General features: G+C 66.0%; 26 protein-coding genes. 15 read left to right on the top strand and 11 right to left on the bottom strand.

Annotated elements, in window-relative coordinates; all coding sequences use genetic code 11:
• Positions 1 to 3 precede the first annotated feature (3 nt).
• Entirely contained in the window at positions 4 to 1,542 is a 1,539-nt protein-coding gene (locus tag E8F12_RS26495; RefSeq protein ID WP_280328193.1) for a flagellar hook-length control protein FliK, read from the bottom strand.
• A gap of 151 nt (positions 1,543 to 1,693) precedes the next feature.
• On the opposite strand from E8F12_RS26495, the gene ccmA reads away from it, so the two are divergent.
• The 11 genes from ccmA to E8F12_RS26440 all read left to right on the top strand — a co-directional run bounded on the left by ccmA (position 1,694) and on the right by E8F12_RS26440 (position 9,783).
• The gene (gene ccmA, locus E8F12_RS26490) at positions 1,694 to 2,329 is read left to right on the top strand and encodes a cytochrome c biogenesis heme-transporting ATPase CcmA (protein WP_280328192.1); all 636 of its coding nucleotides are present in this window, start codon (positions 1,694 to 1,696) and stop codon (positions 2,327 to 2,329) included.
• Positions 2,326 to 2,997: a heme exporter protein CcmB gene (gene ccmB, locus E8F12_RS26485; protein ID WP_280328191.1), complete on the top strand. Its 672-nt coding sequence runs from the start codon at positions 2,326 to 2,328 to the stop codon at positions 2,995 to 2,997. The genes ccmA and ccmB overlap by 4 nt, the downstream gene beginning before the upstream one ends.
• A gap of 13 nt (positions 2,998 to 3,010) precedes the next feature.
• Positions 3,011 to 3,766, top strand: a complete 756-nt coding sequence (locus E8F12_RS26480) for a heme ABC transporter permease (RefSeq protein WP_280328383.1) — start codon at positions 3,011 to 3,013, stop codon at positions 3,764 to 3,766.
• The gene (gene ccmD, locus E8F12_RS26475; protein WP_280328190.1) at positions 3,766 to 3,942 is read left to right on the top strand and encodes a heme exporter protein CcmD; all 177 of its coding nucleotides are present in this window, start codon (positions 3,766 to 3,768) and stop codon (positions 3,940 to 3,942) included. Before E8F12_RS26480 ends, ccmD begins: the two co-directional genes overlap by 1 nt.
• On the top strand, positions 3,939 to 4,385 hold the full coding sequence (gene ccmE, locus E8F12_RS26470; protein WP_280291243.1) for a cytochrome c maturation protein CcmE: 447 nt from the start codon (positions 3,939 to 3,941) through the stop codon (positions 4,383 to 4,385). The genes ccmD and ccmE overlap by 4 nt, the downstream gene beginning before the upstream one ends.
• Positions 4,386 to 4,389: 4 nt before the next feature.
• Positions 4,390 to 6,363, top strand: coding sequence for a heme lyase CcmF/NrfE family subunit (locus tag E8F12_RS26465; protein WP_280328189.1), 1,974 nt, complete (start codon positions 4,390 to 4,392; stop codon positions 6,361 to 6,363).
• A complete protein-coding gene (locus E8F12_RS26460) occupies positions 6,360 to 6,896 on the top strand; it encodes a DsbE family thiol:disulfide interchange protein (protein ID WP_280328188.1) in 537 nt (178 codons plus the stop codon). The genes E8F12_RS26465 and E8F12_RS26460 overlap by 4 nt, the downstream gene beginning before the upstream one ends.
• Positions 6,893 to 7,381, top strand: coding sequence for a cytochrome c-type biogenesis protein CcmH (locus E8F12_RS26455; RefSeq protein WP_280328187.1), 489 nt, complete (start codon positions 6,893 to 6,895; stop codon positions 7,379 to 7,381). Before E8F12_RS26460 ends, E8F12_RS26455 begins: the two co-directional genes overlap by 4 nt.
• Complete coding sequence (gene ccmI, locus E8F12_RS26450; protein ID WP_280328186.1) at positions 7,378 to 8,589, top strand: c-type cytochrome biogenesis protein CcmI; 1,212 nt, start codon at positions 7,378 to 7,380, stop codon at positions 8,587 to 8,589. Before E8F12_RS26455 ends, ccmI begins: the two co-directional genes overlap by 4 nt.
• On the top strand, positions 8,586 to 9,041 hold the full coding sequence (locus E8F12_RS26445; RefSeq protein WP_280328185.1) for a hypothetical protein: 456 nt from the start codon (positions 8,586 to 8,588) through the stop codon (positions 9,039 to 9,041). The genes ccmI and E8F12_RS26445 overlap by 4 nt, the downstream gene beginning before the upstream one ends.
• 187 nt (positions 9,042 to 9,228) lie before the next feature.
• The gene (locus E8F12_RS26440) at positions 9,229 to 9,783 is read left to right on the top strand and encodes a DUF4124 domain-containing protein (protein ID WP_280328184.1); all 555 of its coding nucleotides are present in this window, start codon (positions 9,229 to 9,231) and stop codon (positions 9,781 to 9,783) included.
• 18 nt (positions 9,784 to 9,801) lie between these two features.
• Here E8F12_RS26440 and E8F12_RS26435 read toward each other — a convergent pair whose 3' ends face one another.
• The 3 genes from E8F12_RS26435 to E8F12_RS26425 form a co-directional block, all read right to left on the bottom strand.
• Positions 9,802 to 10,452, bottom strand: coding sequence for a hypothetical protein (locus E8F12_RS26435; RefSeq protein WP_280328183.1), 651 nt, complete (start codon positions 10,450 to 10,452; stop codon positions 9,802 to 9,804).
• A gap of 246 nt (positions 10,453 to 10,698) precedes the next feature.
• Positions 10,699 to 11,697 carry a sulfate ABC transporter substrate-binding protein gene (locus E8F12_RS26430; protein ID WP_280328182.1) on the bottom strand — a complete coding sequence of 333 codons (999 nt, stop codon included), beginning with the start codon at positions 11,695 to 11,697 and terminating at the stop codon, positions 10,699 to 10,701.
• Between the two features lie 198 nt (positions 11,698 to 11,895).
• Positions 11,896 to 14,076: a patatin-like phospholipase family protein gene (locus E8F12_RS26425; RefSeq protein WP_280328181.1), complete on the bottom strand. Its 2,181-nt coding sequence runs from the start codon at positions 14,074 to 14,076 to the stop codon at positions 11,896 to 11,898.
• A gap of 72 nt (positions 14,077 to 14,148) precedes the next feature.
• On the opposite strand from E8F12_RS26425, the gene E8F12_RS26420 reads away from it, so the two are divergent.
• Positions 14,149 to 14,433 carry a SelT/SelW/SelH family protein gene (locus tag E8F12_RS26420; protein WP_280328180.1) on the top strand — a complete coding sequence of 95 codons (285 nt, stop codon included), beginning with the start codon at positions 14,149 to 14,151 and terminating at the stop codon, positions 14,431 to 14,433.
• 123 nt (positions 14,434 to 14,556) lie between these two features.
• Here E8F12_RS26420 and E8F12_RS26415 read toward each other — a convergent pair whose 3' ends face one another.
• The 3 genes from E8F12_RS26415 to E8F12_RS26405 form a co-directional block, all read right to left on the bottom strand.
• Positions 14,557 to 15,474 (bottom strand): DMT family transporter, encoded by a 918-nt coding sequence (locus tag E8F12_RS26415; protein WP_280328179.1) that lies wholly within the window; start codon positions 15,472 to 15,474, stop codon positions 14,557 to 14,559.
• A complete protein-coding gene (locus E8F12_RS26410) occupies positions 15,471 to 15,806 on the bottom strand; it encodes a tRNA-binding protein (RefSeq protein ID WP_280328178.1) in 336 nt (111 codons plus the stop codon). Before E8F12_RS26410 ends, E8F12_RS26415 begins: the two co-directional genes overlap by 4 nt.
• 82 nt (positions 15,807 to 15,888) lie before the next feature.
• Positions 15,889 to 16,641: an AraC family transcriptional regulator gene (locus E8F12_RS26405; protein WP_280328177.1), complete on the bottom strand. Its 753-nt coding sequence runs from the start codon at positions 16,639 to 16,641 to the stop codon at positions 15,889 to 15,891.
• A 134-nt stretch (positions 16,642 to 16,775) separates the two neighbouring features.
• On the opposite strand from E8F12_RS26405, the gene E8F12_RS26400 reads away from it, so the two are divergent.
• A complete protein-coding gene (locus E8F12_RS26400) occupies positions 16,776 to 17,609 on the top strand; it encodes a UDP-2,3-diacylglucosamine diphosphatase (protein ID WP_280328176.1) in 834 nt (277 codons plus the stop codon).
• Entirely contained in the window at positions 17,606 to 18,643 is a 1,038-nt protein-coding gene (locus E8F12_RS26395) for a glycosyltransferase family 1 protein (RefSeq protein WP_280328175.1), read from the top strand. Before E8F12_RS26400 ends, E8F12_RS26395 begins: the two co-directional genes overlap by 4 nt.
• A 24-nt stretch (positions 18,644 to 18,667) precedes the next feature.
• Here E8F12_RS26395 and E8F12_RS26390 read toward each other — a convergent pair whose 3' ends face one another.
• Entirely contained in the window at positions 18,668 to 20,041 is a 1,374-nt protein-coding gene (locus tag E8F12_RS26390; RefSeq protein WP_280328174.1) for an adenylate/guanylate cyclase domain-containing protein, read from the bottom strand.
• A gap of 180 nt (positions 20,042 to 20,221) precedes the next feature.
• Positions 20,222 to 20,539 carry an Mpo1-like protein gene (locus E8F12_RS26385; protein ID WP_280328173.1) on the bottom strand — a complete coding sequence of 106 codons (318 nt, stop codon included), beginning with the start codon at positions 20,537 to 20,539 and terminating at the stop codon, positions 20,222 to 20,224.
• A 143-nt stretch (positions 20,540 to 20,682) separates the two neighbouring features.
• Here E8F12_RS26385 and E8F12_RS26380 point away from each other — a divergent pair, with 143 nt between their 5' ends.
• A complete protein-coding gene (locus E8F12_RS26380) occupies positions 20,683 to 21,693 on the top strand; it encodes an AraC family transcriptional regulator (RefSeq protein ID WP_280328172.1) in 1,011 nt (336 codons plus the stop codon).
• 149 nt (positions 21,694 to 21,842) lie between these two features.
• On the opposite strand, the gene E8F12_RS26375 is transcribed toward E8F12_RS26380, so the two are convergent.
• On the bottom strand, positions 21,843 to 23,297 hold the full coding sequence (locus E8F12_RS26375) for a TrkH family potassium uptake protein (RefSeq protein ID WP_280328171.1): 1,455 nt from the start codon (positions 23,295 to 23,297) through the stop codon (positions 21,843 to 21,845).
• Between the two features lie 101 nt (positions 23,298 to 23,398).
• On the bottom strand, positions 23,399 to 24,853 hold the full coding sequence (locus E8F12_RS26370; protein WP_280328170.1) for a TrkH family potassium uptake protein: 1,455 nt from the start codon (positions 24,851 to 24,853) through the stop codon (positions 23,399 to 23,401).
• Between the last annotated feature and the right edge of the window lie 205 nt (positions 24,854 to 25,058).

Genomic DNA, 25,058 nt, shown 5'->3' with positions numbered 1-25,058 from the left:
GAATCATGCGGTTTCATCCACCCAGCGTTGCTCGAGGGTCGTACGTTGTCCCTGGGGCGGCTTGCCCTGGCGGCAGGCCAGTTCGCCCACATCGAGGCCGGCGGCCAGCAGGCGCTCGCGCAGGTGCGGTAGTTCATGGTCGATCAGGCTGGCGGTGGCGGGGCGCTCGGCCCAGAGCTGGCTCGACAAGCTGCCCTGGACCAGTTGCGCCTGGACCTGCAGCGGGCCCAGGGGATCCAGATCGAAGGCCAGTTCGACGCGCCAGAGGCTTTCCTTGCGCTCGCCCTTTTCCTGCCGGGAGTCCTGCTCCTGCTGCAGCTTGATCTGCAGTGGGACCAGTTCCTGCTGATTGCGCATCGGCACTTCCAGCTGCCAGGTGGTCAGCAGGTTGCCTTCGGGTGTCACCTGGGTCTGGGCCAAGCTGGACAACTGGTGGGTCTGCAGCCGCGAGACGGCGGCGGCGGCCAGCTTGAGCAGGGTTTCCAGGTCGCCTTCGTCTTCGGCGGTCTGGGCCAGCCGCGACGGCAGGGGAAAACTCAGGGCCTGCTGGCGGGCATTGGCCTGGCCAAGGGCGCTGAGGGCATTGCGGATGAAGGCCGGCAGGGCCTGGGCCATCGCATTGCTGGTGCCGGTGGTCGGCAGGCTGGAGGGTGTCGGCAGGGCCGGCAGCAGTTGGCCGATCAGGCGCAGCAGGTTGGCCTTGAGGTCCTGGGGCAGAGCGCCGGCCTGGCCGGCGAGCAGGCGCGACTCCAGCAGCGCGCCGCTGTTCTCCAGGGCCTGGGCCAGCAGCTTTGGGTCGCCGAGCTGGCGGATGTCGGGCAGGGCGCCGAGCAGTCGGTCCACGGCGCCGTGCAGGTTGTCCGGAAGTTTGTCCCGGCCTATGGCCTGTAGGGCACGGTGCAGGCCCTCGAGGGAGCCCTGGCGGCTCTGCTGGCCGGCCAACTGCTGGGTGAGTTCGAGCTGGTTCAGCTGCGCGGCCAGGGGCAGGAACTGCAGCATCTGGCTGCCCTGGACCTGGGCGCTGAGGAGGCTGCCGACGGCCAGTGGCCGCGGGCTCTCGATGCTCAACTGGCGGCCGGCGAGCGGTGTGTTGAGCAGATTGACCAGTACCTTGTAGACCGCTGCCTGGGCCTTGCCCTGGGCAGCCAGTTCGCTGGATACCACCTTGCCCTGGACCAGGCTGCCCAGCGGCAGTAGCTCCAGGTCGAGGCTGCCGAGGGCCGCTTCAGCGACTTTGAGGACCATGGCCAGGCGGGTGTCCGAGAGCGCGGTGACGTTCAGCTGGCTGCCCTCGGCCAGAGGCCGCGGGCTGATGACCTCCAGGGTGGCCTGGCTGCCATTGCCCAGGGTCAGCTTCAGCAGCACCTGGAAGCTCTGGGCGGTTTCCTTGAGGGCGATGACTTCGGCCTCGGCGCTCTCCCCGGCGGCCAGCAGGCCGTCCAGCGGCTGCAAAAGCCGGAGCGCCAGATCCGCGGCGTTCTGCGCGGGGCGGGCGAGCGGCTGGCTGGGCGGGAGAGGGCGAGTACCGCTGATTTCGGTCATCAAGGGGTTACAACCTGTCGAAAAAGCTCGCTTCGGGGGCCAGGGTTGGCATGTATAATGCCGCCCCGTCCGGGCCGGCCACGAGCCTTGGCGCTCACCAGTATAGCGGCCGGCACCTCCCTGACTTGAATGCTTCCCGGGTATCCATGCCGTGACCAGTCCCTACCTAGAGACCGTGGCCCTCGCCTGCGAGCGGGACTGGCGCCTGCTGTTCGAACGGCTGGACCTGCAACTGGCCCGGGGCGAGATGCTCCAGGTCGCCGGCCCCAACGGCAGCGGCAAGACCAGCCTGCTGCGCCTGCTCTGCGGCCTGATGCAGCCCACCGCCGGAGAAGTGCGCCTGAATGGCAAGCCGCTGGCCAGCCAGCGCGGCGAGCTGGCGCGCAACCTCTTGTGGATCGGCCATGCCGCCGGCATCAAGGGCCTGCTGACCGCAGAGGAGAACCTGCGCTGGCTTTGCGCCTTGCACCAGCCAGCCGGCCGCGAGGCCATCTGGCAGGCCCTGGACGCGGTGGGCTTGCGTGGTTTCGAGGATGTACCCTGCCATACCCTGTCGGCCGGCCAGCAACGCCGCGTCGCCCTGGCACGCCTGTACCTGGACGCGCCGCCGCTGTGGATCCTCGACGAGCCCTTCACCGCCCTCGACAAGCAGGGCGTCACCCAGCTCGAGGCGCATCTGGCGCGGCATTGCGAGCAGGGCGGCCTGGTGGTCTTCACCACCCACCACAGCATGGGCCTGGTGCCCGCCGGCTACTGCGAACTTGACCTGGGGCAGCGCCGCGCATGAGCAATGTCTTTACCCTGCTGGTCGCCCGTGAAGCTCGCCTGCTGGTACGCCGTCCGGCGGAATTGGCCAATCCCCTGGTGTTCTTCGCCATAGTGATCGCATTGTTCCCGCTGGCCGTGGGACCCGAGACCCAATTGTTGCAAAGCCTTTCCCCCGGCCTGGTCTGGGTGGCGGCCCTGTTGGCCGTGCTGCTCTCGCTGGACGGGCTTTTCCGCAGTGATTTCGAGGACGGATCGCTCGAACAGTGGGTCGTTTCGCCGCACCCCCTGCCGCTTCTGGTACTGGCCAAGGTGCTGGCACACTGGCTGTTTTCCGGATTGGCCCTGGTGCTGCTGGCGCCGCTGCTGGCGCTGATGCTCGGCCTGCCGGCGCGCTGCCTGCCGGTGCTGCTGCTTTCGCTGCTGCTGGGCACCCCGGTGCTCAGCCTGCTGGGTGCGGTGGGCGCCGCGCTGACCGTGGGACTCAAGCGCGGCGGCCTGCTACTGGCGCTGCTGATCCTGCCGCTGTACATCCCCGTGCTGATCCTCGGCAGCGGGGCGTTGCAAGCGGCCCTGCAAGGAATGCCGGCGGTCGGCCACCTGTTGTGGCTGGCCAGCCTTACCGCCCTGGCGGTGACCCTGACACCCTTTGCCATAGCCGCCGGCCTGACCATCAGCGTCGGCGAATAAAAAATAGAGTTGCCTGATGAACTGGACTTGGTTTCACAAACTCGGCTCACCGAAGTGGTTCTACGAGATCAGCGGCCGCTGGTTGCCCTGGTTCGCCTGGGGCGCGGCGGCCCTGATCACCGTGGGCCTGGTCTGGGGCCTGGCCATCGCGCCGCCGGACTACCAGCAGGGCAACAGCTTCCGCATCATCTATATCCATGTGCCGGCCGCCTTTCTCGCCCAGTCCTGCTACATCATGCTGGCGGTCTGCGGCGTAGTCGGCCTGGTGTGGAAGATGAAGCTGGCCGACGTTGCCCTGCAGGCCGCCGCTCCCATCGGCGCCTGGATGACCTTCGTCGCGCTGCTTACCGGCGCCATCTGGGGCAAGCCAACCTGGGGCGCCTGGTGGGTCTGGGATGCACGCCTTACGTCGATGCTCATCCTCCTTTTCCTGTACTTCGGTGTCATTGCCCTCGGCCAGGCAATCAGCAATCGTGACAGCGCCGCCAAGGCCTGTGCAGTGCTGGCGATAGTCGGGGTGATCAACATCCCGATCATCAAGTACTCGGTGGAGTGGTGGAACACCCTGCACCAGCCGGCCACCTTCAAGATCACCGAGAAGCCGGCCATGCCGCCGGAAATGTGGCTGCCGCTGCTGATCATGGTGCTCGGCTTCTACTGCTTCTTCACCACCGTGGTACTGCTGCGCATGCGCCTCGATGTGCTCAAGCGTGAGGCACGCAGCAGCTGGGCCAAGGCCGAGATTCAGGCACAAGTGGGTAAGGTCTGATGAGTTTTTCTTCCTTCACCGAATTTCTCGCCATGGGTGACCATGGCCTTTATGTCTGGACCGCCTACGGCGTCAGCCTGGTGGTACTGGCCATCAACGTCGCCATGCCACTGATCGCTCGGCGGCGTTACCTGCACGACGAGGCGCGCCGTTTGCGCCGGGAGGAGTCGAAGTGAATCCGGTTCGCAAGAAGCGCCTGTTCATCATCATCGCCATCCTGGCGGGGGTGGGCATTGCCGTGGCGCTGGCGCTGTCTGCGCTGCAACAGAACATCAATCTGTTCTACACCCCCACCCAGATCGCCAATGGCGAGGCCCCGCAGGACACCCGCATCCGCGCCGGCGGCATGGTGGAGAAAGGCTCGGTACAGCGTTCCGGCGACTCGCTGGACGTGCAGTTCGTGGTCACCGACTTCGCCAAGAGCGTGACCATCCGCTACCACGGCATCCTCCCCGACCTGTTCCGCGAAGGGCAGGGCATTGTCGCCCTCGGCAAGCTGAATGCCGATGGCGTGCTGGTGGCCGACGAAGTGCTGGCCAAGCACGACGAGAACTACATGCCGCCGGAGGTGACCAAGGCCCTCAAGGAAAGCGGCCAGCTCCCGAAGAAAGAGGGTTGAACCGATGATTCCCGAACTTGGCCACCTGGCCCTGATTCTCGCCCTGTGCATGGCCCTGGTGCAGGCGACCCTGCCGCTGATCGGCGCCTGGCGCGGCGACCGCCAATGGATGAGCCTGGCCCAGCCGGCCGCCTGGGGGCAGTTCGCCTTCCTGGCGTTCGCCTTCGGTTGCCTGACCTACGCCTTCATGGTGGATGACTTCTCGGTGGCGTATGTCGCCAGCAACTCCAACAGCGCGCTGCCCTGGTACTACAAGTTCAGCGCCGTTTGGGGCGCCCACGAGGGTTCGCTGCTGCTCTGGGCGCTGATCCTCGGTGGCTGGACCTTCGCCGTGTCGGTGTTCTCCCGCCAGCTGCCGGAACAGATGCTGGCCCGCGTGCTGGCGGTGATGGGGATGATCAGCATCGGCTTTCTGCTGTTCCTCATCGTCACCTCCAACCCGTTCAACCGCCTGCTGCCGAACATGCCGGCCGATGGCAACGACCTCAACCCGCTGCTTCAGGACTTCGGCCTGATCGTCCACCCGCCGATGCTCTACATGGGTTACGTGGGCTTCTCGGTGGCCTTCGCCTTCGCCATCGCCGCCTTGCTCGGCGGTCGCCTGGACGCCGCCTGGGCGCGCTGGTCGCGGCCCTGGACCATCATCGCCTGGGCCTTCCTCGGCATCGGCATCGTGCTCGGCTCCTGGTGGGCCTACTACGAACTGGGCTGGGGCGGCTGGTGGTTCTGGGACCCGGTGGAAAACGCCTCCTTCATGCCCTGGCTGGTGGGCACCGCGCTGATCCACTCCCTCGCGGTCACCGAAAAGCGCGGCGTGTTCAAGAGCTGGACCGTGCTGCTGGCCATCGCCGCCTTCTCCCTGAGTCTGTTGGGCACCTTCCTGGTCCGTTCCGGCGTGCTGACCTCGGTCCACGCCTTTGCCTCGGACCCGGAGCGCGGCGTGTTCATCCTCGCCTTCCTGCTGCTGGTGGTGGGCGGTTCCCTGGCCCTGTTCGCAGTGCGCGCACCCGTGGTCAAGAGCCAGGTGGGCTTCGCCCTCTGGTCCCGCGAGACCCTGCTGCTGGTGAACAACCTGGTGCTGGTGGTGGTGGCCTCGATGATCCTCCTCGGCACCCTCTATCCGCTGGTGCTGGATGCCCTGACCGGCGCCAAGCTGTCGGTGGGCCCACCGTACTTCAACGCCCTGTTCCTGCCGCTGATGGGCATCCTCATGCTGGTGCTCGCCGTCGGCGTGGTGGTGCGCTGGAAGGACACCCCGCTCAAGTGGCTGCTGGGCATGCTCGGCCCGGTGTTGATCGGCGGCCTGCTGTTCGGCGTGCTGGCTGCCTTCATCTACGGCGACTTCCACTGGGCCGTGCTGGCCGTGGGCTTCCTCGCCGCCTGGGTGGTGCTGGCCGGGGTCCGCGACCTTATCGACAAGACCCGCCACAAGGGCCTGCTCAAGGGTGCCGCTGGCCTGACCCGCAGCTACTGGGGCATGCAGTTGGCCCATGCCGGCATCGCCCTCTGCGCCCTGGGTGTGGTGCTTTCCAGCCAGTACAGCGCCGAGCGTGACCTGCGCCTGGCGCCGGGCGAGTCGGTGGAGCTGGGCGGCTACCGCTTCCTCTTCGAAGGCGCGGCGCACCATGAAGGCCCGAACTTCACCTCCGACAAGGGCAGCGTGATCGTCTTCGACGGCGACAAGCAGATTTCCGTGCTGCACCCGGAGAAACGCCTCTACACCGTGCAGCAATCGGTGATGACCGAGGCCGGCATCGACGCCGGTTTCTCCCGCGACCTCTATGTCGCCCTCGGTGAGCCCCTGGACGCCGGCGCCTGGGCGGTGCGCGTACACGTCAAACCCTTCGTCCGCTGGATCTGGCTGGGCGGTCTGCTGATGGGCCTCGGCGGCCTGCTGGCGGCCTTCGACCGGCGCTACCGGGTGAAAGTGAAGACCCGCGTCCGCGAGGCGCTGGGCATGGCTGGAGCCCAAGCATGAAGCGTCTGATCCTGGTCCTGCCGCTGCTGGCCTTTCTCGCCATCGCGGTATTCCTCTATCGCGGCCTGTTCCTCAATCCGGCCGAGTTGCCTTCAGCCCTGATCGGCAAGCCGTTCCCGGCCTTCTCGCTGCCCAACGTCACCGGCGAGCGCACCCTCACCGAGGCCGACCTCAAGGGCAAGCCGGCGCTGGTCAACGTCTGGGGCACCTGGTGCGTGTCCTGCCGCGTCGAGCACCCGGTGCTGAACAAGCTGGCGCAGATGGGCGTGACCATCTACGGCGTCAACTACAAGGACGACAACGCCGCCGCGCTGAAATGGCTGAAGGAGTTCCACAACCCCTACCAGCTGGACATCCGCGACGAGCAGGGCAGCCTCGGCCTGGACCTGGGCGTCTACGGTGCCCCGGAAACCTTCCTGATCGACAAGGACGGCATCATCCGCCACAAGTTCGTCGGCGTGATCGACGAAGTCGTCTGGCGCGAGCAGCTGGCGCCGCTCTACCATTCCCTGGAAGACGAGGCGGGCAAATGAAGCGCCTGATCGCCGTCGCCCTGCTGGGCCTGGCCCTGGCAGGCGGCGCCCGTGCCGCCATCGACACCTACGAGTTCAAGGATGAGGCCGAGCGCGCGCGCTTCCGTACCCTCACCGAAGAGCTGCGCTGCCCCAAGTGTCAGAATCAGAACATCGCCGACTCCAACGCGCCCATTGCCACCGACCTGCGCCGGGAAATCCACCGGATGCTGGAAGAGGGCAAGAGCAACCAGGAGATAGTCGACTACCTGGTGGCGCGCTACGGCGACTTTGTGCGCTACAAGCCGCCGGTCAATGCCCGCACCCTGCTGCTCTGGTACGGCCCCGCCGGCCTGCTGGTGGGTGGTCTGGTGGTGCTGGGCATCATCGTCGTGCGTCGCCGCCGGGTCGAGAATAGCCCCGGCCAGGTAATGCTTTCCGCTGATGAGCAGGCGCGCCTCGATGCGCTGCTGAGCTCCGAGAACCAGGACAAGAAAGACCCATGATCGATTTCTGGCTCGCCGCCGGCCTGCTCCTGCTGGTCGCCCTGGCCTTCCTGCTGATTCCCGTGTTGCGCGGCCGCAAGGCCCAGACCGAGGAAGACCGTACTTCCCTCAACGTCGCCCTTTACCAGGAACGCCTGGACGAGCTGGAATCCCAGCGCGCCGCTGGCACCCTGACCGCCGAGCACTACGAGGACGGCCGCGCCGAGGCTGCCCGTGAACTGCTGGCCGACACCGAAGGTGCCGACATTGGCCGTGCATCCCGTCTGGGCAAGGCCCTGCCGCTGGCCGCTGCCGTGCTCGTGCCGCTGCTGGGCTTCGGCCTCTACCTGCACTGGGGCGCCAGCGACAAGGTTGAGCTGGCCCGTGAGCTGCGCGAGCAGCCCCGCAGCCTCGAGGAAATGACCTCGCGCCTGGAGCGTGTGGTGGAGGCCCAGCCGGAATCGGCCAAGGGCTGGTATTTCCTCGGCCGCACCTACATGGCCCAGGACCGCGCCGCCGATGCCGCGCGCGCCTACGAACAGGCGGTGAAGCGTGGCGGGCGTGAGCCCGAGCTGCTGGGCCAGTGGGCCCAGGCGCTTTATTTCGCCAGCCAGAAACGCCTGACTCCGGAGGTCAAGGCGCTGACCGAGGAGGCCCTGAAGGCCGACCCGAATGAAATCACCAGCCTTGGCCTGCTGGGCATCGCCGGCTTCGAAGAAGGACGTTTCCAGGACGCTATCAAATACTGGGAACGCCTGATTGCCCAGCTGCCGGCGGACGACCCGTCCCGTGGCGCCCTCCAGGGCGGTATCGACAAGGCCCGCGAGAAGCTCAAGGAAAGCGGTGTCGCCGTCGAAGAGCCGGCTGCCGCTCCGACCCCGACCGGTGCCCAGCTCAAGGTTCGCGTCGATCTGGCGGCGGCACTGAAGGACAAGGTGCAGCCTGGCGATAGCGTGTTCATCTTCGCCCGCGCCACCTCCGGCCCGCCCATGCCGCTGGCGGTCAAGCGCATGACGGTGGCCGACCTGCCGGTGGAAGTCAGCCTGAGCGACGCGGACGCGATGATGCCGCAGCTCAAGCTCTCCAACTTCCCGCAGGTGCAGCTGGTCGCCCGGATCTCCCGTAGTGGCAATGCGACTGTGGGTGAATGGATAGGAAGCAGTTCGCCGCTGTCTACCGGTACGTCGGATACCCAACGACTGACCATCGACAGCCCGGACAAGAAATGACCACCTACACCGCACTCCCGGCAGCGCCGAGCACCCGCTTCGGCCTGCCCCTGATCTGCCTCGTCCTGACCCTGGCCGGCTGCGCCGGCCAAGGTCCTTACCACGAGCCGACCGAGCCCGACTGGGAACCCCCCCACGAGCCCTCCCGCCAGCCTCCGGCCGTGCAGACCCCGCCGCAGCAGCGCCCCATGCCGCCGGCACAACCCCAGCCGCCCAAGCAGGCGCCACGGATGAAGGCGCACCCGCGATTCGCCCCGCCGCCCGGAGGCAACTGCTATTGGGATACCGGCCTCGGTGTCTATGTGCTCGAGGCTGAACACAATGTCTTCTACCGCGAGCGCGTCTACTACCGCTGGGACAATGGCTGGAGCTACTCCAACGGCCCCCATGGCCCCTGGCAACCCACCGATTCCAGCGGTGTGCCGGCCGGGCTGGGAAGGCACTTCCAGTAGTCCGTTCCTTGCGAGCGGGCCTGCGGCCCGCTTCGCGAATGAATTCGCGCCCAGAGGTGCTCCGGGAGGGGCGCCACCAGGGGAATGGTGAGGGGGCGTGCGCCTTTCACATTCCCGATTTCCCGCCATTGCCCCCGGGAAACAGCTTCTGTAGTGTGCTGGCATTCAGCCATCTCGGAGGTCCTGGATGTCCCCCCGTATCGCCCTTGCCACCCTTGCCTTGCTGCTGGTCCAACCCCTTGCCGCCCAGGTCTACCAGTGGCGCGATGCCGACGGAAAGCTGCATTTCACCGATACCCCGCCGCCGCAGAGCCGGGAGGTGGAATCCCCGGACCTTCAAGTGCATAGCCTTGACGCGGCGCCGAGAAGACCGAACGAGCCGTCCGCCGGGGCACAGGCCACAACCCTGGAGCATCGAGCCAGTCCCAACGAGCTGCAGGAGAAGGGCAGGATGCAGTGCTCCACCGCCATCGCCCGCATGCCGTCGCTGATCAACGAGACTCAGAAGCTCGGCCGCGATGGGGTGCGCAAGCAGAAGATCTCCCAGGACCAGCTCGACAAGGCCATGTACCGGATGGACGACTTCTACAAGGGCCTGAAGCGCAATGAGCGGGAGTGCCTCAACGAGTACCTCGCCAGCGAAAATTCCCGGACCGCGGTCGATTGCCTGGCCGATACCCCCGATGTGCTGAGCTTCGGCCAGTGCATGCAGTTCGCCGACTGGGCTGAGACCTTCAGGTAGGCAGCCTCGGCGCCGCGGTCATTGCTGGTCGGGCAGGGTGGTGGCGGAAGCGGCCGTCTTGCTGCGCTTGTGCGCCAGGCTTATCAGCAGCTGCATGGCCAGGTAGCCGCCGATGATCAGCAGCGGATAGGCGAGCATCAGTTCGGCGAGGCTGTACTTCCATGCCAATGGCCGTCCAACCCCCAGCAGGGCGGCATAGAACCAGGAAACGGCCGATACCGTGCCAGTGAATAGCGCCAGCGTGCGCAAGCCGGATTCGAGGCCGAGCAGGGTTCCGGCGCGAACCATCGCGGGCATGACCACCCGATGCAGCAGGACGCCATTGATGGTCAGCAGGGACACGATCAATACCTTGGCCTGCAGCTTGGGATTCTGCAGGTAGGTCCAGCCCTTGACGGAAAGGTCCAGCAGGATGATGGCTGCGCCAGTGATCCAGAGCACCAGCAGGGCCAGCGAGATGGTGCGTTGCAGGGACTCGAGATGGGGCTTTGCGCAATGGGCGGAATCGTTGCCCTGCAACAGCTGCCTGATCATGGCGAAGTCGCTGGTGAGCACCAGGCCAACCGCCACGCAGCAGGCGATCAGGTGCATGTACAGGACCCCCAGCCGCATCAGGTCGAATGTCGCTTCCTGCTTCAGCAGCGCGGTGATCAGGTGAAAGAATTCCATGGTCTGTCTCTTGTTCTATGAAATCGCTCATCCCTGGCCGGCACTGGTGCAGGCGGCCAGACTGACGACGGCGGGCGATCTTATTTGTAAATAATTATTAGTGTCAAAAGAAGAAATGGTGACTATCGTCCCATTCTGTGCTTGGCCGATGGACGGCTGCTACCGGCGGCGGATGCTGAAGTCTTGCAGGGGGACAGGGTGGAGGCGGAAAGTCCTGCCCGCCGAGGCGGGCAGGGAGGCGGGAGATCACTGGGCGGTATAGACCTGGTCGAAGACGCCGCCGTCGTTGAAGTGGGTCTTCTGCACGTCACGCCAGTCGCCGAAGGTCTTCTCCACGGAAAGGAATTCCACCTTGGGGAAGCGGTCGGCGAACTTGGCGAGGATGGCCGGGTTGCGCGGGCGCAGGTAGTTGTTGGCGGCGATGGTCTGGCCCTCGTCGCTCCACAGGTACTTGAGGTACGCCTCGGCGGCGGCGCGGGTGCCTTTCCTGTCCACCACCTTGTCGACCACCGCCACCGGCGGCTCGGCCTCGGCGGACACACTGGGGTAGACCACCTCGAAGCCGCCACGGCCGAACTCGCGGGCGATCATCTCGGCCTCGTTCTCGAAGGTCACCAGCACGTCGCCGATCTGGTTCTGGATAAAGGTGGTGGTGGCGGCGCGGCCGCCGGTATCCAGCACCGGCGCCTGCTTGAACAGCTTGCCGACGAAGTCCCTGGCCTTGTTCTCGTCACCGCCATTCTTCAGTACGTAGCCCCACGCGGAGAGATAGGTGTAGCGGCCGTTGCCGGACGTTTTGGGGTTGGGCACCACGACCTGCACGCCGTCCTTGAGCAGGTCCGGCCAGTCCTTCAGGCCCTTGGGGTTGCCCTTGCGCACGATGAATACGGTGGCCGAGGTGAAGGGTGCGCTGTTGTTTGGCAGACGGCTGGCCCAGTCCTGCGGTACCAGGCCGCCGTTGTCGGCCAGGGCGTTGATGTCGGTGGCCTGGTTCATGGTGATGACGTCGGCGGGCAGGCCATCGATCACCGCGCGGGCCTGCTTGCTGGAGCCGCCATGGGACATCTGCAGGGTGATGTTCTCGCCTTTTTCCGCCTGCCAGTGCTTCTGGAAGGCCGCGTTGTAATCCTTGTAGAAGTCGCGCATCACGTCGTAGGAGACATTCAGCAGGGTGGGCGCGGCCTGGGCGGCGCCGGCGAGGGCCAGGCCGGCGGCGAGGAGGGAGGCGGAGAACAGTCGTTTCACAGGGCGTTCCTTCTGGGCAGTGTGAGCGCCCGACTATAGCGGAATGACATATGTCTTTTTAATACTGAAAAGTCATTTGGTTATTCCCACCTGGTTCGCATGGCTGATGGGTTTCGCTCCGCTCGCGGAACGCCGCTCCACCCGTAGGATGGGTAGAGCTTGCGAAACCCATCGAACATGGTCGGGGTCTGCACATCGTCAGAACACCCGCCCGAGGTTCAGGTAGAGCGCCTTCTCTGCCTCGTCATTGAGGCCGAAGCTGAAGTCCAGCGGCCCCAGCGGCGTATCGAAGCTGATGAAGACGCTGGCGGCGTTGATGTAGCCGCTGTCGAAGCTGTTGTCGTTGTTCCAGGCCCGGCCGCGTTCCAGGCTGCCGCCGAGGTAGACCGGGAAATCCAGCGGCAGGAAGGAGCGACGGGTCATGCGCCGGTAGTAGACCATCCGCCCCAGGCTGATGTTCTGTCCGGAGATGGAGTCCTCGCGGAAGCCCGAGAGTTGGCGCGCGCCGCCCAGCAGGAAGCTGGAGGTGACCACCTCGGCATCGTCCAGGGTGCGCCCGTAGCGGCCGCCGAGTACGAAGGTATCCGGGCCCGAGCCCATGGCCTTGTCCAGGCTCAGCTGCCACTGCCGATAGCGCTCGTCCGAGCCCAGGTCGGGGTCGTACTGGCGCAGCGTCAGGCCGATGTCCTCGCCCTCGTGGGGGTAGTCCACGTTGTCCAGGGTGTCGAAGGAGTACTTCAGCTCGTAGTAGCCCTCGCTGAAGCTGAAGCTGGGCAGGTCGCGCTCGCCCACCCGCACATCGGCCTCGCCCCACGCCTGGCCCACGCCGAAGCGAATCTCGCCATTGTTGGCGATCTGCCGGCCGAGGTTGAGTCCGTAGCCATAGCGCTCCAGGCGGTACTCGGCGATGGGGTCGTTGTCGAGGATGGCCTCGACGTTCTGCGCTTCGCCGAACAGGTAAGGGGCGACGAAGTAGCGCGAGCCGGCGTCCAGGGGCTGGTAGAACTCGCTGTAGAGCTCCTGGTGGTCACCCAGCTGCAGGCGCGTCAGCCATTCGGCGCCCAGCTCGTTGATGCCGTTCTTGCGGTAGCTGGCGCCGAGGTTGAAGGCACTGTCGCCACGCATGTCGTCGGAGAGGTTCAGGCCCAGGCGCAGGTAGTCGGTGCCGGCGCGCTTGCCGCGGGCGTTGATCACCAGGGCGTTGCCGTCCTTGCGCTTGACCACCCGGTAACGCACGTGCTCGAAGTAGTCCAGGCCGTAGAGGGTGCTCATGTCGCGTTGCAGGCGTTCCAGGTCCAGCGGCTGGCCCAGGGGCTGGCGGATATAGCGGCGGATCACGGCGTCGCCGATCTTCGAGTCGTTCTCGATCAGGATGCTGCGGATCACCGGCGTGCGTTCGCTGGGCAGGCGCGCGCTGTCCAGGGCCTGGTCGCGGTTGGCGGCCAGCGGGCGCAGTTCGCCCAGGCGGCCTTCGAGGATACGGGTGGCGCGGTAGCCGGCTTCGATCATGTCGCGGGCGCGGCCAAAGTCGGTGGCGCCGAAGCCCGCCAGCGGTGGCTGGATCAGCACGTCGGTGGGTTCCAGGGTGGCCAACTGGACCTCGGAGTTGCTGCGGGTCATCAGGGTCACCGACTGGTTGAGCACGTCCACCACCGTGCCCAGTTCCTTGCGCGGGCGCAGCGGTGTGCCGATGTCCACCACTATCACGCGGTCGACGCCCATCTCGCGGGCCACGTCCACCGGGATGTTGTCCACCATGCCGCCGTCCACCAGCAACCGGCCGTTCACTTCCACCGGAGCGAACACTGCGGGTATCGACATGCTGGCGCGGATCGCCTGGGGCAGGTGGCCGCGGCGGAACACCACCTTCTCGCCGGTGGCGATATCGGTGGCCACGGCGCGAAAGGGAATGGCCAACTGGTCGAAGTCGCGGGTATCGCTGGTGTGCACCAGCAAGCTTTCCAGCAGCAGGGCGAGGTTCTGGCCCTGGATTACGCCCAGGGGCAGACCGAGGCTGCCATCGTCGCGAAAGCTCAGGCGCTGCTTGACCAGGAAGTCGCGGTCGTCCTGCTTGCGGCGGAAGGGCACGTCCTGCCGTGGCGGGTCGTCGGACAGGGCCTTCTGCCAATCCAGGTGGATGGCCAGTTTCTCCAACTCGTCGACCTGGTAGCCCGCAGCAAAGAGCCCGCCGATCACCGCGCCCATGCTGGTGCCGGCGATGGCGTCGACCTTGATGCCCTGTTCTTCCAGCGCCTTGAGCACACCGATATGCGCCAGGCCGCGGGCGGCGCCGCCGGACAGCACCAGGCCGATCCGGGGTTCGGGCTGGGCCAGGCAGAGGAGGGGGAGGAACAGCAGGCAAAGCAGAAGGCGGCGCATAACGCATCCCTGGTCAGGCGGAGGTCCGAAGCCGGCTATTATAGGGCGCCTATCTCCTCGCCGAGCCCAGCCATGTCGTCAGCCAAGCCCGAAATCGTCATCACCTACTGCACCCAGTGCCAATGGCTGCTGCGCGCCGCCTGGCTGGCCCAGGAACTGCTCAGCACTTTCAGCGACGACCTCGGCAAGGTGAGCCTGGAGCCGGGCACCGGCGGCGTGTTCCGCATCACCTGCGACGGCGTACAGATCTGGGAGCGCAAGGCCGATGGCGGTTTCCCCGAGGCCAAGGTGCTGAAGCAGCGGGTGCGCGACCAGATCGACCCGGCGCGGGACCTGGGCCACAACGACCGCTCCTGAGCTGCCCTCGATTGCCCCGGGGCAAAGGCCCGCCGCCCCTGTCTCCCGGCAGAACACTTGCTGAGCTGCCCCGGTAGGATGGGTCGGGCGGCGTTCCGCGAGCGGAGCGATACCCATCAGCCGTCAGGGGCCGCTGCGCGGCCCTTGGCGAATGAATTCGCCCCCACAAGGTGCCGGCTTGGCTTCGGGGGGTGCGCCTTTGCGAGCGGACAGGGCGATGGCGAAGATGATCAGCGCGCCGCCCGCCAGCATGCGCAGGCCGGGTTGCTCGTCGAACAGCCACCAGGCGAAGGCGATGCCGTAGACCGGTTCCAGGGCGAAGATTACCGCGGTGGTCCGCGCCTTCAGCACCTTGAGGCTGGCGACGAACAGGCTGTGGGCGAGGCCGGTGCAGAACACCCCGAGCAGGGCGATCCACAGCCAGTCCATGGCCTTGACCTCCGCCAGCAGCGGCCAGCTGAACGGCGTGAGGCAGAGCACTATGGTCAGGTTCTGGCAGAGCGCGGCCTTGACCGGGTCCAGGCCACGCACGCTGGCGCGGTTGAGCAGCGACAGCAAGGAGAACAGCAGGCCGGAAAGGACGGCCGAGAGCAGCCCCTGGGTGGCCTCGCTGGCCCATTCGAAGCTGGGCGTCACCAGCAGCAGGCCCAGGCTCACCAGTCCCACGATGAGGATTTCCTGGGCGCGGATGCGTTCGCGGAACAGCACGCCTTCCAGCAGCAGGGTGAAGGCCGGGAAACTGGCGAAGCCGAGGGTGGCGATGGCGACGCCGGCCACATTCACCGCATGGAAGAAGGTGATCCAGTGGGTGCCCAGCAGCAGGCCGCCGAGCCCGAGCAGGGCCAGTTGGCGCAGGTCGGGGTTGCGCGTCTTGCCGCGGGTGATCAGTTGGGCGAACAGCGCCAGGGCGATCACCGCAAACAGCCCGCGGCCGAAGGTGATGATCATGGGGGCGCTGTCGGCGAGCTTGCCGAAGATGCCCGAAAGCCCGAACAGCAGGGCTCCCAGGTGGATGGCCAGCAGCGCGTTGCGTTCCTTCATGCCAGGCGGGCCCCATTGGGCAGCGGTTTGTCGAAGCATGCCAGGACCACCTTGTTTTCATCGTCATGGATGCCGGTGACCAGCACTTCCGAACGTATCCCGGCAATGCGCTTGGGCGCGAAGTTGCAGACGCAGAGCACCTGCCGGCCCACCAGCTCTCCAGCCTCGTAGTGGGCGGTGATCTGGGCGCTGGATGTCTTCACCCCGAACTCGCCCAGGTCCACTTCCAGCACATAGGCCGGCTTGATCGCCTTGGCGTTGGGGGCGGCGGAAAGGATGGTGCCGACGCGCAGTTCGACGCGCTGGAAATCGTCCCATTCGATGGTGGACATGGAGTGCTCCCTGATTACGGTCGAACCAGTCTAGTGGCGGCTCGCCGCCTTGTCTGTCGCCAGGCTCGCAGGCTTTGTCGCGTTACTCGCGGGCGTTGCGCAGGGCGCGCGGGGTGACGCCGAATTCGCGAGAGAGGGCGGCGGTGAAGGCGCTCTGCGAGCTGTAGCCGACCATTGCCGCGATCTCGCCCACCGCCAGGCGGCTTTCCAGCAGCAACTGGCGGCCGAGGTGCAGGCGCCGGGAGCGCACATAGTCCATGGGCGTCTGCCCGGCCTCGGCGAGGAAGCGCGCGTGGAAGCGCGCCACCGACAGACCGCAGAGCCGCGCCAGGTCGGCCACTTGCAGGGGGCGGGCGGCGTGCTGGTCGATATGCGCGTCCAGCGCCGCCAGGGGCAGGGCGCTGCTTTCCGCGGTGCAGGCGCCGGGAGCGGCGAGGCTGGCCAGCAGCAGGCCGGCGGATTGCCCGGCGATCACCTCATCGGCCAGGGGGCTGGCGGCGATCCAGCTGACCAGCTGGCTCTGCGCAGGGTTCAGGGACAGCGCGCCTGGTTGCTCCAGCAGGCGCCGGCCCGAGTCGAAATGCCGGCCCAGGGTGTGGCGCAGCCAGTCCTCGTCGGGCACGTCCACCACCAGGCAGAGGCTGCCGCCGGGACTGCCGCAGGCGTGCTGCGCCTCGGGCGGCACCACTGCCAGGGTTTGCCGCTCGACCCGTGCGCCACGGCCGTCCACCTCGAACTCCAGGCAGCCGGAGAGGCCGAACACCAGTTGGGCGTGACTGTGGCTGTGGACCAGCAGGTCGTGGTTGTACTGGCGCAGGGACAGGATCGAACTCATGGCGGCACCCTCGACGGAGGCGGCCATTCTAAACCTTGTCGCGGGCCGCGCGCTGTCACAGGTCTGCAACTTCCCGGTCATCCCCACTTCACCGCCCTGGCCCACCATCGGCAAAACCCCTCCGGAGGTCGCCCATGAGCAGCGTCGAACGCCTGGAACCCGCCAGCAAAACCAAGCCCCGCAAGCAGCGCGTGCGTACCCTGTGGATCTCCGATGTCCACCTCGGCACCCGCGACTGCCAGGCCGAGCACCTCGCGCGCTTCCTCAAGCAGTATCACGCCGACCGCATCTACCTGGTGGGCGACATCATCGACGGATGGAAGCTGCGCGGCGGAATGTACTGGCCGCAGGCGCACACCAACGTGATCCGCCGCCTGCTGACCATGAGCAAGCGCGGCACCGAAGTGATCTACGTCACCGGCAACCACGACGAGTTCCTGCGCCGCTATTCCAGCCTGATGCTGGGCAATATCCAGTTGGTGGACGAGGCGGTGCACGAAACCGCCGACGGCCGCCGGATGCTGGTCATCCATGGCGACCAGTTCGACGTGATCACCCGCTACCACAAGTGGCTGGCCTTCCTCGGCGACTCGGCCTACGAGTTCACCCTGACCCTCAACCGCTGGCTCAACCACTGGCGCGAACGCTGGGGTTACGGCTACTGGTCGCTGTCGGCCTATCTCAAGCACAAGGTGAAGAGCGCGGTGAACTTCATCAGCGACTTCGAGGAAGCCATCGCCCACGAATGCGTCAAGCGCGGCCTGGACGGCGTGGTCTGCGGCCATATCCACCATGCGGAGATCCGCAAGGTGGGCGCGGTGGACTACCTAAACTGCGGCGATTGGGTGGAGTCCTGCACGGCGCTGATAGAGCACTGGGATGGCAGCATCGAACTCTTCCGTTTGGCCGACGCCCAGGCGCGGGAGCTTGAGGCCCGTGCCGTGGAGCTGGTCGAGCCGGCTGCATGAGGATACTGATCGTCACTGATGCCTGGCTGCCCCAGGTGAATGGCGTGGTCACCAGCCTGCAGGCGCTGGTGACCGAACTGCAAGCGCTGGGGCACCAGGTGCTGCTGCTGTCGCCCCAGGGCTTCCGTAGCCGTCCCTGCCCGAGCTACCCCGAGATTCCCCTGGCCTGGGACCTCTGGCGGGTGGGTGCGAAGATCGAGGCGTTCCAGCCAGATTGCGTGCACCTGGCCACCGAGGGTCCCCTCGGCTGGGCTGCGCGGCGCTGGCTGGTCAAGCGCGGGCTGGCCTTTTCCAGCGCCATCCACACGCGCTTTCCGGAGTACGTCCATGGTCGCTGGCCGAGGGTGCCTTTGAGCTGGGGCTATGCCTTCCTGCGCCTGTTCCACCGCCCCAGCCAGGCGGTGCTGGTGACCACCGAACGCATGCGCGAGACCTTCGCCAGCCACGGCCTGGATAGGCTCAGCCTGTGGCGCAAGGGCGTGGATACCGCGCTGTTCCGCCCGCTGGCGCTGCCACGGCCGGACCAGCCGATTTTCCTCTATGCCGGCCGCCTGGCCACGGAAAAGAATCTCGAGGCGTTCCTCGACCTGGAGCTGCCGGGGGAGAAATGGGTGGTGGGCGATGGCCCGTTGCGTGCCGCGCTGGCGGCGCGTTATCCCGCGGCGCGCTTCTTCGGCTATCGCCAGGGCGAGGAACTGGCGCGCTTTTATGCGCAGGCCAGCGTGCTGGTGTTCCCGTCGTTGACCGATACCTACGGGCTGGTGATGCTCGAAGCCCTGGCCTGTGGCACGCCGGTGGCGGCCTTCCCCGTGGCCGGGCCTCTGGACGTGCTGGAACCGGGACTGACCGGCTGCCTCGACGACGACTTGCGGCACGCCTGTCTGGCGGCCCTGGAATTGGATCGGGAGCGTTGCGCCGAACGGGCAGGGCGCCTGTCCTGGCGCGCTTCGGCCCTGGAGTTCCTGGCGCGCCAGCCGATGCTGGATGGGGGGCCGTGCCTTGAACCGTCCTTGAGCGCGATCCCCTACAGGTGATGTTCCAACCCCTGCAGATGGGATTCAGGGAATGATCTTATCCCGCAGCTTTTCCGCCGCCTGTTGCAGGGCCTGGATGACCTTGGCCTTGTCGTAGGTCTCGATGCTGTTGGTATCCAGGTACATGGAGAAGCCGGGCAGTTCGTGCTCGACGTAGCTGGAGGCGGCGCCCAGGTCGCGGCGGAAGTCCACCACCTGGTAGATCTGCACGGGGCGGGTGAAACCCTTGACGTTTATCTGGCCCTTGTCGCGGCACATGATCACGTCCTTCACCAGCGAGTAGGTTTCGTGGGAGATGAGAATTTCCCCGGTGTCGGAGGCGTTTTCCAGGCGGCTGGCCAGGTTCACCTCGCGGCCGATGATGGTGTAGTCCATGCGCGTGTCGGCGCCGAAGTTGCCCACGGTGCAATAGCCGGTGTTGATGCCCATGCGGATTTCCAGGGGCTTGGTGATGCCCTGGGCGCGCCACTGCTGGCGCAGGACCTTCATGTGCTTGCGCATGGCCACCGCCATGGATACGGCTGCCACGGCGTCCTTCTTGGCGCCCTGGGTGGCGGGGTCGCCGAAGAACACCATGACGCTGTCGCCGACGAACTTGTCGATGGTGCCGCCGTACTTGAGGGCGATCTTCGACATGTCGTTGAGGTAGTTGTTGAGCAAGTCGGTCAGCTGCTCGGCTTCCAGTTCCTCGGACAGCTCGGTGAAGCCCTTGATGTCGGAGAAGAACACGCTGAGCTTCTTGCGCTGGGTTTCCAGGCGCACGCTTTTCTTGCCGCTGAAGATCATTTCCCAGACCTGGGGCGACAAGTATTTGGCGAGGTTGCGTGCCAGGCGCGCGGCCTTTTCCTGTTCGCGCTTGATCTCGCTGCGGGCCTGGGCCAGGCGCAGGCCCTGCTGGTGCACGAAGAAGGCGGTGATGCAGATGTAGAGGGTGGTGAAGGACACGCTGACCAGTGCCGCCAGGGCCGGGGTGCCGCCCTTGAACGCGGGCTGCAGGGCCAGGCCGACCGCCAGCATGCTGGCCAGCGAGCCCACCAGTACCAGAGTCATCTGGCGCAGCCCGCCGAGTAGCATGGCACTGAAACAGAGGGTCAGTAGGATCATCAGCGCCGGCACCACGGAGAACCCCAGCAGGGCCACGGCAGCTCCGGCGTGGAAGGTGTCGAGGCCGAGCAGGATGCGGTCGGTGCGCTCCCCCGGGAACCGCAGGCTCAGGTGATGGGCCAGGTGCGGATAGAGCAGGGCGTAGGGGACGATCCAGAGGAGGTCGAAGCCGAAATGCTGGACGTAGGTGCCGGCGGCGATGGTGGCGGCAATGGCCATGTAGGCCAGTACCCGGGAGTAGTACTCGCGCAGCACGGGCGTCGCGGTGGTGGGGTCGAGCATGGCGGGCTTCATGGCTGGGGTCTGTCCCTGGTGCATTCTTGACGCCGGGTTGCGGCATTCGCGGAACGCTGCAAGTCCTGGGCCATGACGTTGGCTGGCAGCCGGATCATAACCAAGCCAGGGGCCGGCTGCCAGCGACGGCACCGGCCAGCCCCTGCTCACCCCTGAGGCCGCCCTATGGCGGCTTTGCGGTCAGAAGCGGATACGACCGGTCAATGCGTCCCGGAGCATCACCCAGTCGCCCATGAAGCTGTAAAGCGGGTACTTGAAGGTGGCCGGCTTGTTCTTCTCGAAGGCGAAGTGGCCGACCCAGGCGAAGCCGTACCCGGCCAGCGGCAGGGCCAACAGCCAGAGCCACTGCTGAGTGAGCAGGGCATAGCCGAGGATGTACAGCACCAGCAGGCTGCCGACATAGTGGAGGCGGCGGCAGGTGTCGTTGCTGTGCTCCTGCAGGTAGTAGGGATAGAACTCGGCGAAGCTTTGGAAGCGGTGGGTGGATTCGGCGGACATGGCGGCAGCTCCAGGTTCTTGTTTTCTGAAGCAGTGTAGGGCCTGTGTCTCCATGGGCCAGTGACAATGGGCGCCACTTTAGTATCCTTGCCGGCACGCCGCCCGGTTGGCGGCCGCCTTGAATTCCAGAACAAGAAGGCGCCATGAGCGAACGCACGACATCCTCGAACTGGGCCCTGGGAATAGTCCAGGCCCTGGAAATGGGCGGAGTGGACTGCCGCAAACTGTTTCCCGAACTCGGCCTCGACTACCAGGCCCTCAGCGATCCCGACGCCCGCTTCCCCCAGGACGGCATGACCCGTCTCTGGTTGCGTGCCGTGGAGTTGTCCGGCAACCCTGCGATCGGCCTGAACATGGCCAAGGTGGTGCGACCGGCATCCTTCCATGTGGTGGGTTATGCGCTGATGTCCAGCCGCACCCTGAAGGAGGGTTTCGCCCGGCTGGTGCGCTACCAGCGGATCATCGCCGAAGGTTCCGACATCAGTTTCTCCGCCACTCCCGGCGGCTACGAGTTGCGCCTGTCGATCCATGGCGACCGCCTGCCGCCCGCCCGGCAGAGCGCGGAAGCTTCCATGGCCTACTGCCTGGCCTTCTGCCGCTGGATGACCGGACGGCCGATCAACCCGTTGGAGATCCGCCTGCAGGGTCCGCAACCCGCTGATCTGGAGGCTTACCGCCAGGTGTTCCAGGCGCCGCTGCGGTTCAATGCCGAGCATTGCGCGCTGCTGTTCAGCCGTGCCGACATGGAGATCCCGCTGCCTACGGCCAACGAGTCCCTGGCCCAGCTGCACGACCGCTTCGCCGGCGACTACCTGGCGCGTTTTTCCGGCACCCGCGTCACCCACCAGGTGCGCCAGGTGCTCTGCCGTCTGCTACCCCAGGGCGAACCCAAGCGCGAAGTGGTGGCCAGTTCCATGCACCTGTCCCAGCGCACCTTGCAGCGGCGTTTGCAGGAGGAGGGGATGAGCTTCCAGCAACTGCTCGACGACACCCGCCGCGAACTGGCCGAACAGTACCTGGCGCAGCCGAACCTGACCCTGCTGGAGATCGCCTACCTGCTGGGCTTCGCCGATCCGAGCAACTTCTTCCGCGCCTTCCGCCGCTGGTTCGACAGCACTCCAGGGGAGTACCGCGCGCGGCGGGAAGAGGGCTGATTTCCTGCCTGCGTGGGAGCGAATTCATTCGCGATTGGGCTCGTCGCAGGGGGGAGAAGGTTGGCACCGAGGAACGAGGCCCAACGTTGCGCGGCCCGGGCTCGATTGAATGTCCCGGCGAGGCTTTGTGTCATTCGGCCCCGGCTGTCTCAATGCCGCCAGAAGTAGGGCGTCATCAGCACCAGTACGGTGAGGATTTCCAGGCGCCCCAGCAGCATTCCCAGGGTCAGCAGCCACTTGGCGCCATCCGGCAGGCTGGAGAAGTTGCCCGCCGGGCCGATGACCTCGCCAAGGCCCGGGCCGACGCCGGAAACCGTGGCCGCCGCGCCAGTGAGCGCGGTGATCCAGTCCAGCCCCAGCAGCGACAGGCCCAGGGCGATGGCGCAGATAATGATGGTGAAGAAAAAGGAAAAGGTCAGGATCGAACGGACGATGTCATCGTCCAGGCGGTGGCCGTTGTAGACCTGCTTGATCACCGCGCGCGGGTGCACCAGTTGCTGGAGGTTGGCCTTGAGCAGGATGTAGGCCACCTGGAAGCGGAAGATCTTGATGCCGCCGGCGGTGGAGCCGGAGCAGCCGCCGATGAAGCCCAGGTAGAAGAACAGCATCAGCGAGAAGTTGCCCCAGAGGCTGTAGTCGCCGAGGGCGAAGCCCGTGGTGGTGAGGATCGAGGTGGTGTTCACCGCCACGTGGCGCAGGGCGTCGAGCCAGTGCAGCTCGGTGGTCAGCCAGTACCAGGTGCCGAGCACCAGCCAGGTGGCGACCAGCAGGCCGAGGAAACCGCGTACCTGTTCGTCCTTGAGCAGCGCCTTGCGATGGCCGCGCAGGGTCGACACATAGAGCATGAAGGGCAGACTGCCGAGGATCATCACCACCACCGCGACCCAGTGCACCGCCGGCTGGTGCCACTTGGCCAGGGACGAATCGGAAGTGGAGAAGCCGCCGGTGGAGATCGCCGACATAGCGTGATTGACCGCGTCGAACAGGCCCATGCCGGCCGCCCAGAAAGCCAGGCTGCCGAGCAGGGTGAAGCCGACGTAGATGGCGACTATGTACTTGGCCACCATGTGCGAGCGCGGCAGGACCTTCTCCGAACGGTCGGAGGATTCGGTCTGGAACAGGCGCATGCCACCGATGCGCAGCAGGGGCAGGATCGCCACCGCCATGCCGATGAAGCCAATGCCACCCAGCCAGTGCAGCAGCGAGCGCCAGATGAGGATGCCCGGCGACATGCTGTCCAGCCCGCTGAGCACGGTGGCGCCGGTGGCGGTGATGCCGGACATGCTCTCGAACCAGGCATCGGTGTAGCTGATGTCCTGGGTGAAGAGGAACGGCAGGGCGGCGAAGATGCCGACGATTATCCAGCTCGATACCGTCAGCAGGTACATGTCGCGAGGGCGCAGGTGCACCTGCTCCGGGCGTCCGGGGATGACCAGGGCCAGGCCGGCGACGAAGGTGATCAGGCTCGACCAGACGAAGGCGTTGATGTCCCCGGTGCGCTCATAGAAGGCCAGGGTGAGCATGGGAATGGCCATGCTCACCGCCAGGGTGATCAGGAAGATGCCAATGAGAAAGCCGATGATGCGAAGTGTCGGCAGGGCCATGGGGTCCGTTTCTGGCTGAGGCGCGAAAGGCGCAATTCTAACCGCGCCAATCGCCCTGTAAACCCGGCACCTGGCCGGGCACAGTGGAAATCAACGGCCTGCTAATGCTTCCAGAAGGCCGGGGTGAACAGCACCAGCACCGTGAGGATCTCCAGGCGGCCGAGGAGCATACCGATGGTTAGCAGCCACTTGGCTGAATCCGGCAGGGTAGAGAAGTTGCCCACCGGACCGATGATGGGCCCCAGGCCCGGCCCCACGTTGCACACCGCGGTGGCCGCGCCGGTGAGGGCGGTGACCCAGTCCAGGCCGAGCAGGCAGAGGCCGAGGGCGATCACGGCGATGGTGGTGGTGAAGAAGAAGGAGAAAGTGATCATCGAGCGAACGATATCGTCGTCCAGGTTGTGCCCGTTGTATTGCTGCTTGATCACCGCGCGCGGGTGCACCAGTTGCTGCAGGTTGGCCTTGAGCAGCTGCCAGGCCACCTGAAAGCGGAAGATCTTCAGTCCGCCGGCGGTGGAGCCGGAACAGCCGCCGATGAAGGTGAGGTAGAAGAACAGCATCACCGAGAAGCTGCCCCAGAGGGTGTAGTCGCCCAGGGCCACGCCCGTGGTGGTGACCACCGAGGTGATGTTCACCGCGACTATGCGCACGGCGTCGAGCCAGACGTTGTCGGAATTGGCCCAGAGCCAGGTGCCGACCAGCAGCCAGGAGATCACCAGGAAACCGATGAAGCCGTGCACCTGATGGTCGCCCACGAGGGCGCTGCGATTGCCGCGGAAGGTGGCGACCAGGAGGGTGAAGGGCAGGCTGCCGAGAATCATCACCGCCACCGCCACCCAGTGCACCGCCGGCTGTTTCCAGTTGGCCAGGGACGCGTCCGAGGTGGAGAAGCCGCCGGTGGAGATCAGTGACATGGCGTGGTTGATCGACTCGAAGGGTGTCATGCCCGCCAGCCAGAACGCCAGGGTGCCGATCAGCGTCAGCCCGGTGTAAACCAGCACGATGAACTTGGCGACCATGTGCGAGCGCGGCATGACCTTCTCGCCCCAGTCGGATGACTCGGTCTGGAACAGGCGCATGCCGCCGACCCGCAGCAATGGCAGGATCGCCACCGCCATGCCGATGAAGCCGATGCCGCCCAGCCAGTGCAGCATCGAGCGCCAGATCAGCAGGCCCGGGGAAGCGTGGTCGAGGCCGGTGAGCACGGTGGAGCCGGTGGTGGTGATGCCGGACATGGTCTCGAAAAAGGAGTCGGTGTAGCTGATGTGCTGGATCAGCACCATCGGCAGCGCGGCGAAGCCGCAGACCACCACCCAACTGGCGGTGGTCAGCATGTACATGTCCCGCGGGCGCAGATGGGTGTGGGCCGGGCGACCGGGGCCGACCAGGGCCAGGCCGGCGATGAAGGTGATCAGGCTCGACCAGAGAAAGGCGAAGATGTCATCGGTGCGTTCGAAGGCCAGCAGGGTGAGCATGGGGATGACCATGCTCACGGCCAGGGTGATGAGGAAGATGCCGATGATGAAGCCGATGATGCGCAAGGTCGGCAGGGACATGGAGCACTCTGGGCTGGGGGAGGCGGGCGCACCATTCTACGGAAGCTTTGGGTGCCGCGAAACGCCCGCGGGGCGGGGGCTGGCAGGTTTTTTCGTTGAATAGGATAGACATCGAGGTGCCGGCTTGTGCCGATTTTCGAGTTCCTTTTCGGTCATCGACGAAGGAGTAATCTTCGACTTGGGGTGGCGTGTGTTGCCGCGCGTC

Origin of the sequence: Pseudomonas sp. BN102, assembly GCF_029871245.1 — a bacterium.
Lineage (GTDB): Bacteria > Pseudomonadota > Gammaproteobacteria > Pseudomonadales > Pseudomonadaceae > Metapseudomonas.
The sequence above is the reverse complement of the archived record's forward strand: the minus strand, read 5'-3'. Positions and strand labels throughout refer to the sequence as shown.